This is a genomic window from Saprospiraceae bacterium, assembly GCA_016712145.1.
In the GTDB taxonomy this organism is placed as follows: Bacteria; Bacteroidota; Bacteroidia; order Chitinophagales; family Saprospiraceae; genus Vicinibacter.
This window is the reverse complement of record JADJRO010000003.1, coordinates 589,392-606,478: the sequence shown is the minus strand read 5'-3', so window position 1 is coordinate 606,478 and position 17,087 is coordinate 589,392. Positions and strand designations below refer to the sequence as shown.

The following is a 17,087-nucleotide window of genomic DNA, read 5'->3' as shown; positions in this document are numbered from 1 at the left end:
CAGGTAACTTATATACTTCCGTTATTTGGTGTCCCGATTCCATAAGGTGAACTGCAAAAGAATAACCGATGATCGTAGCATAAGATAATTACCTTACCTGCGACTCCTTCCTTGCTTATCTACCTGCGCTATATTGTATTTCATATAAAGTATAAAGAAACAAAAATGAAATTTGATACTTAAATTTATTGTACAATCTAAATTGATGGTGTATTTCTCAATTTAATCCTCCAAAAATTATAGCCAACATTTAAGCTAAATACATTAAACATATATACATTTTCGTAAGCATATATAGCTTTATCAATATTACCCTGTGTATATGTAAAATTAATATAAAATATTTCATTAATATTATACTTTATCATTGCTCTTAGGTCCATTCCCCAAAGTTTGGTTTCATCATTTTGGTTAACATAATTTGAGCCGAGTCTATGATTAATATTAATACCAATACCTAATTCTAAATTCATTTTCTTAATTTTCCATGCAACTACGGCCGGCAACTCCAGGAAAGTGTAAGTATAAACCAAATGATCATAGTGTGGAGGAAAACCAGTTGAATAGTCACTCGAAGCTCTGTCAGACAATTTTAAACCTGAGTAAAGCGAAATACTATTTAAACTGTACTCTATTCCAATGCCAAGATTAGAAAAAGGAAATCCAAATGCAAAAGTATAATGATACAGATCTTTTTCATTTTGAGAAACATGTGGAAATAAACTAAGATCAAAATTTGAATAATTTACTCCCACAGATACTGACAAATTAACTTGTGCAAACACAGAATTATAACTTGCAAGAAAATAAACTACTAATCCTACCAATAATTTATCCATTAATTAAAATATTTTATTTAAAAAATTCTTTTGCATCAAATGGATTTAAGCAACGTCCGTTACAAGGTTCGGTTTTACAACCTATTAAAGATATACTTCCAGCTGAATCATTCATATTCGTACTCCACCAAACCCACCTTTCTTTTTTCAAATTTGGAATTTCCCATGGCGCTTCGTCTAAGTATGACATATCATGCATAGTCCACGTCTTGTATTTATTTGAACCATTTGAATAATAAGAATCACGATAAAGAGTTAATTTTACACTAGAATGATAACCTGTAAACTCAAATTCATTATACTTATCTTTCGAAGCACCATCTTTAAATAATTTAAAAGATGATATTCTGTCGTTCCAATTTCCACTCATTCCATAAGGTCTGTCTCCTAGATCCGATTCACCCCAAGCTCTAGAGCATACATAGTTAAACTCATCTTTCTTTTCTGTATCAGCTTCGAATCCTGGCGATGGATCTACACAAAATGATTCACCTGTAAAATTAATGTGTTCATAAAACTGAGCGTATAAACAGAGACCTGTTGGAATCGCTTCACCTTCAGTTGAATCTATCTCCTCAGGTGTCGGAATATTATTAATAAAAATGATGTCCGGATAATCATAATCATACTCAATAAAAATATCAGAATCACCAATGGCATAAATTAAAGAATCTGCAGTAGATGTATTATTTGGGACACCGGAAGTATCCTCGGCATTAAAATAGAGAATATAGTGTATTCCATCATAAACATACTCCTCGGCTATAACACTCCTAGGAGTTAAAGTAGTATTCTTTGCATTAATTTCGTACTTTTCATTTTTGGTACATGATATCAGAACACTAAAAATTAAAGTCAATGAGATCAATACGCTATAAATAGTTTTTTAAAATAAATTAATGTTTTCATATTTAATTTTTTATTTGGATGAAGTGTCTTGATTAACGTATTCAGATTTACGTCTTATTTTTGTTTTATATGGCAATATGATTTTTACCATATGCAATTAGCTAGAAGAATTAAAAACCTTTTTCAATTAGGCTAAATCTTTACAAAGATTTTTAGCAAGTGCAGCCAGTTGAGATTGAATCTAAACTTTTCATTGCATTTATTTTCTGATTAAATTGAATACATTATAAATTTCAAACATTAATTAATATCCAATGTTTGACAAATCTATTTCCCTTTATTTACTATGCAAGATATTTATTAAAAATTCTCAAACTACTTTATGAAACGTTTAGAATTTTTGATTGTATTCCACTCTTAATTTATTTAACACTTACGTATATTAAGACTACGTTAAAACAAATAATGCTATCTTCATCTTAAATAATATATTGGCAATAAATAATTTGAAGCAAAGTATATGCAATAGTATCTCCATACATTTATGAGATAAGAGTGCTTTTCCAACAAAAAAAAGTAGAAAATAAAATTTTATGGGCTGATGTAATTGTCTTTGGGACGCTTTATATTTCTTTCGAAGGGCTCTTGCGTCATGCAACCGGTTACGGAGTTCTTGAGAGAAGTAATCTGCCTGTGTCAATTAAATCAGCCATTAAAGCTAGGTGGATTGAGATCAGTTGTGTTCATAATAAATGGGTTTCGTTAAAGAATAAAATATATACAATAATTCAAAATGATGAATTGATTGACTGTCACTAAATAAAACGGATTGAAATGGGAGAAAAAAACATATTATTACGAAATTATTAAACTTCTTTTGTCTACACCTCTTGGTTGCTTTGCTACTCGTAACACAAATTTATACCTTACTTTTCTGAAATCAAAATATTTTGATAAATATTTTCTAAACAATTTATTAAACGATCAGCTTTCATGATTGTATTCGGCACTTCCCTTATTTAACTTTTCTCGTGCTAAAGAGTTCATTTTGGTCAGAATGCTGCCTTGCGTCTAGAGGATAAGGTCATTAGTTACAATTTGTTTACGGTAAATACCATCGTTATTACTTCCTCAGAATTGGAAAAATTCAAATGATACATCTAGCGTTTAGCTTATCAGATAAGTGCACTTGGTAGGACGGATACGTGGAAAATCCGGTGTAATTGTAGATGAATTTCATAATTTCACTACTTTATCTTTAATTGGAATGTTTTCCGAGTTTCGCAAATTTAAAGTTGGAATGACATTAGCCCATCAATACATGAATCAATTGGATAATAATATTAAAAGTGCCGTATTAGGTAATGTCGGAACTATTATTTCATTTAGAATTGGCACTGAAGATGCAATGATATTGACAAAGGAGATGTATCCTGAGTTTGATGTTGAGGATTTTATTAATCTTCCGAATTTCAAGATTTATTTGAAGTTAATGATTGATGGAAAGCCTAGCAGGCCTTTTAGTGCAATTACTACAAGAATAAAATTATAATTTAATAAATTTCTTTAACCAATGGTTGCCATTATTATCTTTAATGTCAATTAAATACAAACCTTCTACATACTCAAACAAAGGAATATGTATTTCATTATTTAAGTTCTCATACTCATTTGAAAAAAGTATTCTCCCAGATATATCAATTAACTTTATTCTAATTTTGGAATTGATTTTGCCATTAATACTTTTAACACTAATATACGATGAGGTCTCACTAGGGTAAACTAGCACATGGTTATCATGCAAAGCAGATTCGTTTTTTACAGAAGTTATAATAGTATCGCATGTACTACCAATTAAGGCTCCTAACTTAAAATTTGGTAATTTTGGAAAATTGCCGAACATATATGCGGGAATTTCTAATCCTCGTAATTGAAAGTTACAATTGCTTCCTTTCTCATTTGGATTATTGATAACATGCCCTAAATTAGTACTAGATCGACAGGACACATATATTTTTCCGTCAGTTCCAAGAGACATTTGATGAAAATCAGTATTTAATTGCCCCATAAAATAATAACCATCCCAAACCCCAATTATTGTTTCGCTTCCTTTAATATCGTTAGCAAACAAATCATATTGCCAAATTATGGAATCAGAATTTAAATACAGAAATCTGTTATTAAAACTTACTTCAAGATATTAATTAACAGAAGAAGTAGAAGTCTTATCATTAATAATTACTTGAGGATTACTAAGTTCTCCATAACATCTATCAAAATCAAATATTTTAATTTGATATCCTCTTAAATACTTTATGTATTGCATTCCGTTTGGAGTGAATAGAGAATTACCTGTCCAATCGGAACTATCTGCGGGAATTCCTATTTTCTGGATGGACTTAAGGTGAATTCCAGTTGGATCAAGCAGGAACATTCTATGGTTATTAGTTAGATAATCTTCAATAATTATCCACCAATCCCGTCCATTTGCATGTCTGGTACATGCCATGTGTTTTTGAATAAAATCCCCTTTAAGGATGATAGAGTCTTTAAACAAAACTGCATCACGTCCGGTTACAGTGTCCCATCTAATTTTAGACATTTTAAAATTAGGGGTAATTGTAAACCGTTCTGTGAGCGGAGGATCATAATAATCTAAATTGAAATGTAATAAAATAGTTTCAGTTGATTCCTTGCCAGGCATAGGAAGAAAGACGTGATTATATTCAGTAGGATATCCACCTACATCATAATCTACCCAGATAGGGCCAAAGTTTATTGAATCACCATTTGATATTACGTTTTGATCACCACTATAAATGTTATATCCGTCTGTAAAGTATTTTAATTTGCCATCAATTGTAGCCAATGATGCATTAGTAAAACCAAGATCTGGCTTTCGTTGACCAAACGTATATTCAAATTCTAATTTACCTGTTGAGAAATTTAGTACAGTTTTACCTATTTTGGGTATAAATGTGCTATCATTGCTATATCCAACTATCCATGCATTCCCGTATTTCTGCGAATATCCTAAAATGCTAATAAGACAGTAAAGAGAAACTACTATTATCCTCATAATAACCTTAAATTGTATCGCAAATATAGAATCAATTCTTAATTATTAATTTTTTTACTTCCATTCTATCTAAGAAGGCAATATGCAAGAAATATGCACCTGCAGCTAAGTTTAACTCATTAATTTTGATGTGTGTCTTATTATCTTCTGTTTGAAGATCTTCAATACTCATAATATTTTTACCATAAATATCTGAGATATAACATTTATCTATGGAATGATCTGTTATGATTGTAAATTCATTTGAAACAGGGTTTGGATATAGTATTGAAGTGTGTTCGTCTTCTAAATTAGAAGATTTTAAAATTATTGGACTCGGACAATTATCTAATAAATCTTCTAATTGATCCTCTAGATTTAAATTTGCATTTGCCTTATTTGTGATTATCCCATACTCATCAGGACATTCTCTTGAAAGATCGTAAAGAAAATCATATTCAGTGGTTGTCAATGTATCATTATTTAATCTTTTAAGGAGAACATAATATAATTTTTTATATAAGCTATCGTAGGAATTGTTGTAAGATAAATTGTTATAATCACTAAATAATGAATCCAATTTTACTGATCTCAATGAATCAATTCTATGAATGATGAAATCTATTGAATCCTCTATTTCACTTGAAGTATCTACTAAGTGATTAATCTGAGTATTATCATACATAAGCATAGTATCACCTTGCATGACGGAATATGCAAGAGTATCTAATTGAAAGGAAAATGTATCATAAGCGGCTTGTAAAGTAGCTAATACATTGAATACCGTAGTATCTAAATCATAAAAGTGTAAAATTGAATTTTCTAAGTTGTAGAAATCCACAAAATTAGAATTACTCAGAGAATCGTAGAGATCAATTTGATCATTTTCAACTAAGGAGTCCAAATTTTTAGAATAATAATCAAAGAAATAAAAATCATTATCCCATAATTCACCTTTAGTTAAACTCGTTCGATTGCTCGTATCCGATAGATATTTATTAGGGTCTCCTGTTTCATTTGGTTGCCCACATCCATTAAGTGAACCGTCCCTATTTATGATAAAGCCTGTTCTATTTACTTTTGTAGCTGAAGGCCAGTATTTTAAGCTTGTACCGTAATTGTCTACCCTTGAAATAATTCTATTTAACAATTCATCATCATTCTTTAAAGTAGATCCATAAAACACTTCCCATAAAAAATTAGCTCCAACCCATTGATTTGCTCTATGGGTTTGAGTTGGAATTTTTCCAAGAAAATTTAACCCTTTTGGATTACCTGTTGAATAACCACTAGCGGAAGCTTCCATTTTTAGAATGTTACTGCTAAGTTCAAGAGGTCGGCATTCACTTTGAATTTCAATAGCGCCTTGTTCGTTTTCTATTGTATTATTACAAACAGCATCTGAATTTGCATTATCCAATGCGATTCCTCTTCTTGTGGTTGGAGCTGTTGATATAACATCGTTGGTTTGGAAAGCCACATTCATACCGCTTTGATGGTGCAAACCGTACAGTCCATTTCCAGTCAACTTAAGATTATTATAGCCTACCCAAATACGATCACATGCTATGAGGTGAAAATTACAGTTTAAATGAGCACAGGCATCAGTATTATTAACCGCACGGACAGTATTATATTTAACTTGTATACTAGTACTCGAAATACTCGATACTTGGGATAAGAGAATTAAATATACATTTGCATAATCAAATTTGAATTTGTTATTTTTAATAGTAGTCGGATAATACCTACTTGTCGGGTCATCCGTCAAATCTTTAGACTTTAGAACCGCGATGGGAACTCCTTGAGTTTTGTTTGTGTAAGTAAACTCATTGTTATCAATGTTAAAAAAACCATTGTTTAAATCTTCAATTTTAATTCCATATTCATTCGGCAAGTAAAATCTGCAGTTTTTAACAATCAATCGTTGATAATCACCCGTTGCATAAATATCATTATCAGTATTTTGGCTAAAAGTATTATTACTTGAACCTGATCCATTAATTTCACACTTATAAGATACTTTATTGCCTGTGGAAGACGTAACATTGACACCAGTATTGTTGTTTGAAAAATTACTTAAAGTTATAGTAACATTTGAATTCAAAATATTTAATCCCGTTGGACAATACGTGAAGTTATTCTCAGCTTGCGAAGATTTTCCAATATTAATATTTTGTTTAACATTAGAGATCTTAAAGCCATTGAGTGAACAATTAGTAATTAAATTACCATAAAAAGCTCTCCAACTTGTTAGCGCGTTTGGATGCGTATTAAACCTGGTATCCAGATTTGGTATATTAAGCCCATTTTGGCAATATGCAATTGTACACTGTGTAATTGAAGGATAAGATCCATATGCGCAATTTATTCCAATTAATGCATTTTGAAGAACTGAGTTGCTTTGAAAATATAAAAAACTGTAATAAGCCACATTAATTCCCCTCCAAGTTCCTGAAGAACCAGCTCTATCTAAAGTGCAACCTGAAAATGTTGCAATATTATTCACATAGGTTGTAAGCCCGCTTGGCGGAGGTCCAACTATTGCCGCTGGCTCTGTCATTATGATCTCCGAAAACGTATTCATAATAAATGTGCAACTATTAAATGTAATTGTCCCAACCAGTCTAAGATATCCTGTTACATTTATTGTTTCGCTAGTATAAGTTGTTGGAGCGGAAGTGCTGCCCAGTGTTTGATTATTTATATAAATAGTGGCAAGACAAGGCATCGAAAAGCTGATTATTACAGCTAATAAGCATAACAGTTTTTTCATAGTAAATATTTTAATGTGTTAGTTGAATTATGATTTATTAAAGAAATAGCTTATATCTAATTGACATAAATAATCTGATCATCAATTGAGGTATGACCCAATAAAAAATAAGTTTCATAAAATGGCTGAATGTCTGGCAGGTTTTCTAATTCTTTACGCAGGAGTCTTTCCTAAGAGTAGATCAGTGCTTTATCCTTAACGATTTAGGAAGAAACAAAACAAATGATAATCAGAAAAATCAGTTTTGGCTTTCATTCAGCCCTGACTTGTCAGGTGGAGTAAGATTTTGTGTTTCCATGTTGTTGGATTTTAAAGTTATGAATAGTTTGAAATATGCAACTTATTGAGCTTCCATTCAATAAGAACTCAGAGATTAATTGAGAAAGTTAATTGATAAACCAAAATGAAATTAAATCAATTCATTTATTAAATAACTTGAATACATTAATAATCCCTAAACGATTGATTATAAAATTATATTGAAAAATAGCTGACTTGAATTAGTGCAATAATTAAAACAAATATATTACAATAAGATTTGCAACATATACCAAAACTGACTGCACTTTATACGGTATTTTTAAGGAAGCCTCAAAATCAAAACAAAACTGCACTATGTTGCATATCAATTGCAACATGTACCATTTTTTTAAGAAATTAAATGAAATGAAACCAATTTGGGAGTAGGAAATTAAAATTCCCGCCATCTTTGCTGCAACATATAACTAACCAATTAAATTTCACTTTATGCCAGATTCATTTAGCACAACTACCGGTTCATTTATTACTCTCACTCAAGCACAAGACATGGTTGCCGACTGGATCACTTTACAAGGTAATCTAGGAATAAGCATCAATGAAGCAAATCCTAAAGCACACGCATTTGGAATAGACCGGATTCAAGACATTCTGGATCAAACCGGTTGCAATGGAATTCGTGCTTATAATGGCTATTACGATTCAAAAAGAAGACTTATATTTGTTGGGGTGGATGAATTTGGAAATGATATGACTAGTGGTTATATTTTAGAATTTTCAAATCCGTGTCCACCAAACTGCGCACCAACTAATGCAATTAATTGAACGGATTTATTTTAACTTCATTTATTTCAACTGTTGCTCTTGCCATTTACGGTTCTTTTAAGTTTTCTAATTCAAATCCTATTAAATGGATTGTGATATATTGCCTAGCTGATGCAATTATTGAAATATTTACAAATGCATTAGCCTTAAATGGGATTCCGAATATTTTTCTATACTATATTTTAGTATGGATTGAGACGTTTTTATTGTTGCTGTATTTTAAATCCGTTTCGGCAACAATAGGAAGTATACCCTATTTAAAATTGTTTATCCCGGTCTACGTCATATTGCTTCAGATATTGGTATTTCTAAGTAGCACAAAGAGTATTAGTCCTTATAGTGGCATTTTTCAAGGCCTACTACTTTTCGTCCTTGGATTGATATCCTTTCATGATGAATTAAGGGCGGCAAGGTATTCTGATATTTTGAGAGAGCCTTTTTTCTGGTTTGTGGCCTCATGTATTGTTTACTATGGATGCAGTTCAATTGTATTAATTGGGGCAAAAATATTTGCTGTTGATAAAGAAGTATTTAATTATATTTGGAATTATCAAAATATATTATCAATTCTTAAGAATATTATGATTGCAACCGGTTTTATGCTATCCAGGAAATGAAGATTGAAGTAGTTATTATTTTACTTACTTCCGTGGTGCTTTTTGTAGTCATCATTGTGATTGCCTTTATTGTGATTCAACAAAGAAGGTTTATCAGATTGGAAAAGGAAAAATTGTTTTTAGAAAAAGTTCAGGAAGCAAGGTTAGCGGAAGCAATGATTAAATCTCAGGAATTAGAACGTAAAATCATTGGTGAAAATTTGCATGAAGAAGTAGCACCAATTCTTTATCTTTCTTTAATGGACTTAAACGCTTTCATGGACAATAAGGATCTAAACCTTGGCACTAAATTGCAATTTACTATAAATAATATTTCATCAGCGATTAGTAAAATTCGTGATATTTCTCATTTAATTCATCCTGCATCAGTTGAAACCTTTGGATTTTTGCATGGAATTGAAGACTTTAGTGCAATAATTAATAGCTCTCAGGGATGTAAATTTGTTATTGAAAATAAGACTGACTCAATTCCACTGGATGCATTTAAGCAATTAATGCTTTTTAGAGTAATTCAAGAAATTGTTTATAATTCAATAATTCATGGCAAATCAAGAAAAATCGATTTAGTACTAAAAAAGGATGGCAATCAATTGAGTTTATTTATATACCATAACGGAATTAAGTTTTTGAATGTAGACTATTTAAAAAATCTTCAAAGCAATGGAGCTCTGGGGTTGAAGAATATCCAACATAGGATCAGTTTGCTCCAAGGCCAAATACTATTCGATACAGTGGAAAATAGTGATATTCAGAAAGTGAGTTTAAATATACCTTTAATCTAAATAGATGAGTACCCAAACAAAATCTAATAAAATAAAAGTTGGCGTGGTGGATGACCATGAGTTATTTCGTACTGGCCTAATAACTCATCTTAGTATTTACAATGAATTGGATATTGTTATAAACGTAGAAAATGGCAATGATTTGCTTTATGCCATGAATAATCAGCCAGTTGATTTAATACTCATGGATATAAATTTACCCAATAAAAATGGGATTGATATCACTAAGACACTAAAAGAATCAAATCATGATATTAAAATTATCATGTTGACTGGGCATGAACTACCAAGTTACGTTACCAATTCGATTGATGCTAAAGCCAACGGCTATCTTTTGAAGTCCTCAAAAGCCAGTGAAATACATCAAGCCATACTAACTGTTATTAATGGTGAAAATTATTATAGTGAACAGGTAAAAAATATCATTGCATCGGATGTAATAAGAAAGCATCAAATCGAGGTTTTCGGAAACAACAATCTCCCTTCATTTAGTCAAACCGAGATGGAATTATTGGAGTTTATTAGAGATGGTAAGACTTCTGAAGAAATTGGGAAGATTATCCATAAAAGCAAAAGATCTGTAGATGAGTATCGATCGAAATTGATGAAAAAGACGAATACGAACAATGCTTACGAATTAATCTATTATTGCATTGCAAATAAAATTTTTGATAAGAATTAATAAATTTTAAAATTAATTTAAGAATACTGTTATTAAATTAAACAACTTGATTACGGAAAATATTCTTCAAATTGCATAAATTAATAAATAAAACATGGTACTTTAATATAAAGTTTAAATCCTTGCACAGCTCAGTTTTATTAAAAAATGTTAAATACTACTAAAAAACATTCTTAGGCTCAATTCACAAAGTCCCTCTTCTTGCTTGTTCGGCTTCAATGCTTTCAAACAATGCTTGAAAATTTCCTTTGCCAAAAGATTTGGCTCCTTTGCGTTGGATGATTTCGAAAAATAATGTGGGACGATCTTCTATTGGTTTTGTAAATATTTGCAGCAAGTATCCTTCTTCATCCCGGTCAACCATGATGCCGAGTTTTTTCAATGCTTCTAAATCTTCTTCTATAATTCCTACCCTGTCTTTGACCGTATCGTAATAACTTCCCGGGACATATAAAAACTCAATGCCTCGTTTCTTCATTTCAGAAATTGAGAATACAATATCATCCGTTGCAACGGCAATGTGTTGGCAACCGGGGCCGTAATAAAAATCAAGGTATTCTTGTACCTGAGATTTCTTTTTACCAGGAGCCGGTTCGTTGATTGGAAATTTAATATACCCATTTCCATTGGTCATTACTTTGCTCATCAAGGCAGTAAAATCAGTTGAAATGTCTTTATCATCAAAGGTGATCATGTTGTAGAATCCCATAACCTCCGCGTAAAATTTACTCCAGACATTCATTTCACCTAAACCTACATTGCCAACCATGTGGTCGATGTATTTTAAACCGACGGGTGCAGGACGCTAGTCTGTTTCCCATTTTTCATAACCAGGTAAAAAGATTCCCCGATATCCTCCGCGTTCAATGAAAAGATGTACGGTATCTCCATAAATATGGATGCCACTCATACGCACGGTGCCGTTAGCATCTTTCGATTCCATCGGATTTAAATAAGGCCTTGCTCCACGTTTTACGGTTTCTTCATACGCTTTGTACGCATCCTGAACCCACAAAGCAATTACTTTTACGCCATCTCCGTGTTCTCTGACATGTTGTGCGATTTCACTGTCGCGAGTGAGCGGTGTTGTAAGCACCAATTTGATTTTTCCTTGCTGCAACACATAACTGCAGCGGTCCTTTAGTCCCGTTTCCAAACCAGCATATGCTAATTCCTGAAAACCGAATGCCGTTTTATAAAAGTGCGCAGCCTGCTTTGCATTGCCAACATACAATTCTACATAATCCGTTCCTAAAATCGGTAAAAAATCCTGAGCTTGTTTAAAGATTTTCTCCGTTTCAACATATTGATAATTTTTTACAGCTGTTAAATCTTTCATATCAATTTAATTAATTTAAAAAAATTTAAATATTTCGAACAATTACACGGGATGAACGAAACCTTTCTTAATTATTCCTGCGGGCACGCGGGATATCCGCTACGCTCCCATAATTCTTCCCGCGAGTACGCGGGATGTACGCTACGCTCCCATAATTTTTAATTATTAATTATTAATTATTAATTGTCTTTCATCCAACTTTGATAATACTCCGGAATTTCAATACCCGCCGCTGCTTCCGTAATTTTTACCGGATTAAACGGATCAATCATCACTGCCAATTCGTTGGTCTCCTTTTTTCCAATACTTCGTTCAATTGCACCTGGATGCGGACCGTGAGGGATTCCTCCCGGATGTAATGTGATCTGTCCTTTTTGAATGTTGTTGCGACTCATAAAATCACCGTCAACATAATAGAGCAACTCGTCACTGTCAATATTGCTGTGATGATACGGTGCTGGGATGGCCTGTGGATGATAATCATACAGTCTTGGAACAAAAGAACAGATCACAAAATTTCTGCCTTGAAAGGTTTGATGGATCGGTGGTGGCATGTGAATGCGACCGGTTATGGGTTCGAAATTGAATATTGAAAATGCATAGGGATAACAACATCCATCATATCCTACCACGTCGAATGGATGATTTTCATAAACATAAGGATATATAAGACCGCGCTTTTTTATATTGATTAGAAAATCACCTTTTTCATCATGGGTAATTAAAGTTTCCGGACCTCTTAAATCCCGCTCGCAAAAAGGTGAATGTTCTAAAAACTGACCGTATTGATTTCGATATCGTGCAGGAGTTTCAATCGGACCATGAGATTCAACAATCAGCAATTTATTATGCGAATTATTAAAATCGAGTTGGTACACCGTACCGCGAGGAATAATCAAATAATCACCATACTGAAACGGGATGTTACCATACATGGTTATTAATACTCCACTGCCTTCATGGATAAATATCATTTCATCAGAATCCGCATTTTTATAAAAGTAATCCGTCATGCTGCTACTGGGTGCAGCAATTCCGATGCTCATGTCATTATTCACAAATAAAACAATTCGACTCTTGATATAATCTGATTGCGGTACCGCATTAAAAGTTAAATAACTTCTTGCTTGCAAATTATCTTCTATTGCAATTTTAGGGCGGACAGAATAAGGAGTGCCCCTTTGTTTAACTTGTGTTGGTGGATACAAATGATAAACCAATGAAGACATCCCACTAAATCCTTCTGTCCCAAATAACTCCTCATGAAAAAGAGCGCCATTTGAATTTCTAAACACAATGTGCCGTTTGGATGGAATCTGTCCAGCCTGACGATATAAAGGCATGCATTAAAATTTGCTCAAAGTTTGGATTTCTAATAAATACAATCGATGTTTTCGATCAGCTATTGGAATGATTTAAATCAATGGACTCTTGAACATGTACTTGATTGGGTCGTTTGGGTTGAATATAATCTATCGCAAAGTCCACAAAGACAATGCACACTAAGAAATATAGAGTTAATCTCCTCTTCCTCCGTGTTCTTCCTCCGTGTTCTTGGTGAAAATTTCTTATCACAAAGTACACAGAGAAAATACACACTAAGAAATACAGAGTTAATCTCCTCTTCCTTCGTGTTCTTCCTCCGTGATCTTTGTGTGAAAATTTCTTATCACAAAGTACACAGAGAAAATACACACGGAGAAATACAGAGTAAGTCTCCTCTTCCTCCGTGTCACTCCTCAGTGATCTTTGTGTGAAAATCTATTACCACAAAGTCCACGAAGAATACAAGCTATTCTTCCCAACAACTCTTTTCTGCCAATTTGTCAGATTGCTTAATTTGTAGTAATTTTGCGGTCCAATTTTGAGCAATGCACAATTCCACCCGAGAGCACGGACACGAAGTACTTGAAGAAACCAGACAAGGAGAAGTTTTTGACTATCAATTAGATAGCTCAGTTGGTAGCCGTAAATTTTATTTGGAAAGCTATGGCTGTCAGATGAATTTTTCAGATTCTGAAATTGTAGCTTCGATACTAGCTGAACAAGGTATGGCTCCAACAAAGGTTTTGGAAGAAGCCCATTTGATCTTTTTAAATACCTGCTCCATCCGGGAAAAAGCAGAAGAAACCGTAAGAAAACGATTGAAAGAATTCAGAGGTTTAAAAAAGGCAAATCCGGAATTATTAATCGGTGTGTTAGGCTGCATGGCTGAACGCTTAAAAGATAAATTTCTGGTTGAAGAACAATTGGTTGATATCGTCGTTGGACCAGATGCTTACCGGGATTTACCTAATTTGATTCAAACTGTAGATGAAGGTTCTAAAGCCGTCAATGTATTTTTATCCAGAGAAGAAACCTATGCAGACATCGCCCCGATGCGATTGGATAGCAATGGCGTGACCGCTTTTATTTCCATCATGCGAGGTTGTGATAATATGTGTTCGTTTTGTGTGGTTCCTTTTACACGCGGACGAGAGCGGAGTCGAAATGCTTTTACCATTGTTGCAGAAGCTCAAAATTTATTTGATCGGGGGTATCGCGAAGTTACCTTACTTGGTCAGAATGTGGATTCATATAAATGGGAACATCCTGAAACAAATCAGATTGTCTCGTTTGCAAATTTATTAGAATGGGTTGCACAAATTCATCCGGATTTAAGACTTCGCTTTTCCACTTCACATCCAAAAGATATTACTACTGAAGTACTTCTTACGATTGCAAAATACGACAACATTTGTAAGTACATTCATCTTCCCTGTCAATCAGGAAATAGCCGCATCTTGAATTTGATGAACCGCACCTATGACAGGGAATGGTATATCAATAAGATAGATGAAATCTATTCCATCTTACCGGATTGCGCAATTTCTTCGGATATGATTGCCGGATTCTGTTCGGAAACTGAAGAAGAACATCAGGATACCCTGAGTTTGATGGAATATGCCCGATACAGCATGTCCTATACGTTTTTTTATTCCGAGCGACCCGGTACACTGGCTGCAAAAAAATACAAGGACGATATTCCTGAAAGCATTAAGAAAAAACGCTTAAATGAAATCATTCAATTGCAACGTCAATTGTCATTACAACACAATGAGCAAGACTTAAATAAAACATTTAGCATTTTGGTTGAAGGTAAATCTAAAAAATCCGATGATCAGTGGCGAGGTCGCAATTCACAAAACAAAGTCATCGTATTTACTCCACAATCTGAAGTGAAAGCTGGTGACTATGTTACTGTCACTGTGATCCGTGTAAACAGCGCAACATTAATTGGACATCATCTAATAAATTAATTGTGGAATCAGTACAAGCAATTAAACAGCGATTTGGAATTTACGGCCGATCAGAAACCCTGAATCAGGCATTGGATACAGCCATTCGGGTTGCAGGTACCGATTTAACGGTTTTGATTTCCGGAGAAAGTGGTTCCGGAAAAGAAATATTTTCAAAAATAATTCACAGCCTGAGTCCACGGAAACACAATCAGTTTATTGCGGTAAACTGTGGAGCAATTCCTGCAGGTACCATTAATAGCGAATTATTTGGTCATGAAAAAGGTTCGTTTACAGGTGCAACTGCAGATCGCAAAGGATATTTTGAAACGGTAGATGGCGGGACAATTTTTTTAGATGAAATTGCCGAAATGCCACACGATACGCAATCCTTTTTATTGAGGGTTCTGGAATCCGGAGAATTTATCCGAGTGGGTTCATCAAAAACATTAAAAACCAATGTTCGGGTTGTTGCAGCAACCAATGTGAATTTATTGGATCGGGTTCGTGTAGGTAAATTCAGAGAAGATCTTTATTATCGTTTAAATACGGTACCGATTCGGGTTCCGAGTTTAAAAGAACGCCGCGAAGACATACAAATTTTGTTTAGAAAATTTGCACAGGATTTTGCTGAAAAATATAGAACCACCCCCATTGAATTGGACGAACACAGTGCCAGCTTGATGGAAAATTATTCCTGGCCAGGTAATATTCGTGAACTCAGAAATGCAGTTGAACAATTATCAGTTTTATCTGATCAAAAAGTCATTCATGCACATGATTTAGCTCGTATCATTCCCAATATTAACAATCGTAATTTGCCGATGTCAATTCCTGAAGTAGAACAACAGGGTGGATTTCATGAGCGGGAAATTTTGTACAAGCTGTTATTTGATATGAAACAAGATTTAAATCAATTGAAAAACATGTTCTTTCAATTGGTACATACCAATGATCTTGAAATGCCTGCAGCTATGGAAAATGCTGCATCCGCGTATCCTCCCGGACAGAGTCTTTCCTATCCAAATCCGGTCAATACCAATTGGAATCCTGAACCCTTGAATAAACACGGGCAGGAATCACACACAGGTCCAATTTTATTAAGCACGGATAAGAAGAATTTTGAAACAGTTGAAGTGATGGAAGAAACCTTATCTCTGGACGATATGGAAAAAGACATGATCAACAAGGCATTGAAAAAATTTAATGGAAAACGAAAAGATGCCTCAGAAGAATTGGGAATTTCAGAACGTACCCTTTACAGAAAAATTAAACAATACGGCTTAGACACATGAGATTCTTGACACTCTTTTTATTAATATGTACTTGCTTTTGCAGTTGCTATAGTTTTAAAGGAATCAGCATTCCAGCTGAAGTAAATACCTTTAAATTGGAACAGGTGATTGATCAAACCTATCAAGCTCCTGCAACCTATCCCTTGGATTTTTATGAAACCTTATTATCAAAAATCAGAAAAGATTCCAGACTTACATTAAATGACCGCGAACCCGATATCAAGTTTATATGTAAAATAACACAATTTAATGTATCGAGTCAGGCTGCACAGGCAAATGCAAGTTCAGCAATCAATCGATTAAACGTTACGGTTGAAGTTGAAATGATAAATGCAAAAGATGCTAAATTAAATTGGAAAACCGGATTTGCCAGATATCAGGATTTTGATGCGAATGCAAATTTTAGTACAATTCAACAACAGCTAACAAAAGAAATCAATAATTTATTGGTGGATGATATTTTTAATAAAGCTTTTACCAATTGGTAAT

General features: G+C 33.4%; 13 protein-coding genes and 1 pseudogene. 7 read left to right on the top strand and 7 right to left on the bottom strand.

Translation table 11 applies throughout. The features are described 5' to 3' along the window. Window positions 1-197: 197 nt before the first annotated feature. A complete protein-coding gene (locus IPK91_15125; protein ID MBK8298577.1) occupies window positions 198-839 on the bottom strand; it encodes an outer membrane beta-barrel protein in 642 nt (213 codons plus the stop codon). Window positions 840-852: 13 nt separating this feature from the next. Beyond that, window positions 853-1,707 (bottom strand): hypothetical protein, encoded by an 855-nt coding sequence (locus tag IPK91_15120; GenBank protein ID MBK8298576.1) that lies wholly within the window; start codon window positions 1,705-1,707, stop codon window positions 853-855. Between the two features lie 1,170 nt (window positions 1,708-2,877). Here IPK91_15120 and IPK91_15115 point away from each other — a divergent pair. Beyond that, window positions 2,878-3,240 carry a hypothetical protein gene (locus IPK91_15115; GenBank protein ID MBK8298575.1) on the top strand — a complete coding sequence of 121 codons (363 nt, stop codon included), beginning with the start codon at window positions 2,878-2,880 and terminating at the stop codon, window positions 3,238-3,240. Here IPK91_15115 and IPK91_15110 read toward each other — a convergent pair. The 3 genes from IPK91_15110 to IPK91_15100 form a co-directional block, all read right to left on the bottom strand. Then, window positions 3,235-3,819: a T9SS type A sorting domain-containing protein gene (locus tag IPK91_15110; protein MBK8298574.1), complete on the bottom strand. Its 585-nt coding sequence runs from the start codon at window positions 3,817-3,819 to the stop codon at window positions 3,235-3,237. The genes IPK91_15115 and IPK91_15110 overlap by 6 nt on opposite strands. Window positions 3,820-3,888: 69 nt before the next feature. After that, complete coding sequence (locus IPK91_15105) at window positions 3,889-4,767, bottom strand: hypothetical protein (protein MBK8298573.1); 879 nt, start codon at window positions 4,765-4,767, stop codon at window positions 3,889-3,891. Window positions 4,768-4,798: 31 nt separating this feature from the next. Continuing rightward, on the bottom strand, window positions 4,799-7,522 hold the full coding sequence (locus tag IPK91_15100) for a T9SS type A sorting domain-containing protein (protein ID MBK8298572.1): 2,724 nt from the start codon (window positions 7,520-7,522) through the stop codon (window positions 4,799-4,801). Window positions 7,523-8,269: 747 nt separating this feature from the next. On the opposite strand from IPK91_15100, the gene IPK91_15095 reads away from it, so the two are divergent. From IPK91_15095 to IPK91_15085, 3 genes are all read left to right on the top strand, one after another. After that, window positions 8,270-8,605, top strand: a complete 336-nt coding sequence (locus IPK91_15095) for a hypothetical protein (protein ID MBK8298571.1) — start codon at window positions 8,270-8,272, stop codon at window positions 8,603-8,605. Window positions 8,606-9,218: 613 nt separating this feature from the next. Next, a complete protein-coding gene (locus IPK91_15090) occupies window positions 9,219-10,004 on the top strand; it encodes a hypothetical protein (GenBank protein MBK8298570.1) in 786 nt (261 codons plus the stop codon). 4 nt (window positions 10,005-10,008) lie between these two features. After that, entirely contained in the window at window positions 10,009-10,686 is a 678-nt protein-coding gene (locus IPK91_15085; protein MBK8298569.1) for a response regulator transcription factor, read from the top strand. Between the two features lie 184 nt (window positions 10,687-10,870). Here IPK91_15085 and hppD read toward each other — a convergent pair. Further along, window positions 10,871-12,025, bottom strand: a pseudogene (gene hppD, locus IPK91_15080) (4-hydroxyphenylpyruvate dioxygenase). Between the two features lie 179 nt (window positions 12,026-12,204). Next, window positions 12,205-13,368 carry a homogentisate 1,2-dioxygenase gene (locus tag IPK91_15075; protein MBK8298568.1) on the bottom strand — a complete coding sequence of 388 codons (1,164 nt, stop codon included), beginning with the start codon at window positions 13,366-13,368 and terminating at the stop codon, window positions 12,205-12,207. Window positions 13,369-13,896: 528 nt separating this feature from the next. On the opposite strand from IPK91_15075, the gene miaB reads away from it, so the two are divergent. From miaB to IPK91_15060, 3 genes are read left to right on the top strand one after another with little or no spacing between them, the layout of a single operon-like run. Further along, complete coding sequence (miaB, locus tag IPK91_15070; GenBank protein MBK8298567.1) at window positions 13,897-15,324, top strand: tRNA (N6-isopentenyl adenosine(37)-C2)-methylthiotransferase MiaB; 1,428 nt, start codon at window positions 13,897-13,899, stop codon at window positions 15,322-15,324. Next, a complete protein-coding gene (locus tag IPK91_15065; protein ID MBK8298566.1) occupies window positions 15,324-16,598 on the top strand; it encodes a sigma-54-dependent Fis family transcriptional regulator in 1,275 nt (424 codons plus the stop codon). Before miaB ends, IPK91_15065 begins: the two co-directional genes overlap by 1 nt. Then, a complete protein-coding gene (locus IPK91_15060; protein MBK8298565.1) occupies window positions 16,595-17,086 on the top strand; it encodes a hypothetical protein in 492 nt (163 codons plus the stop codon). Before IPK91_15065 ends, IPK91_15060 begins: the two co-directional genes overlap by 4 nt. The last annotated feature ends 1 nt before the right edge of the window (window position 17,087 follow it).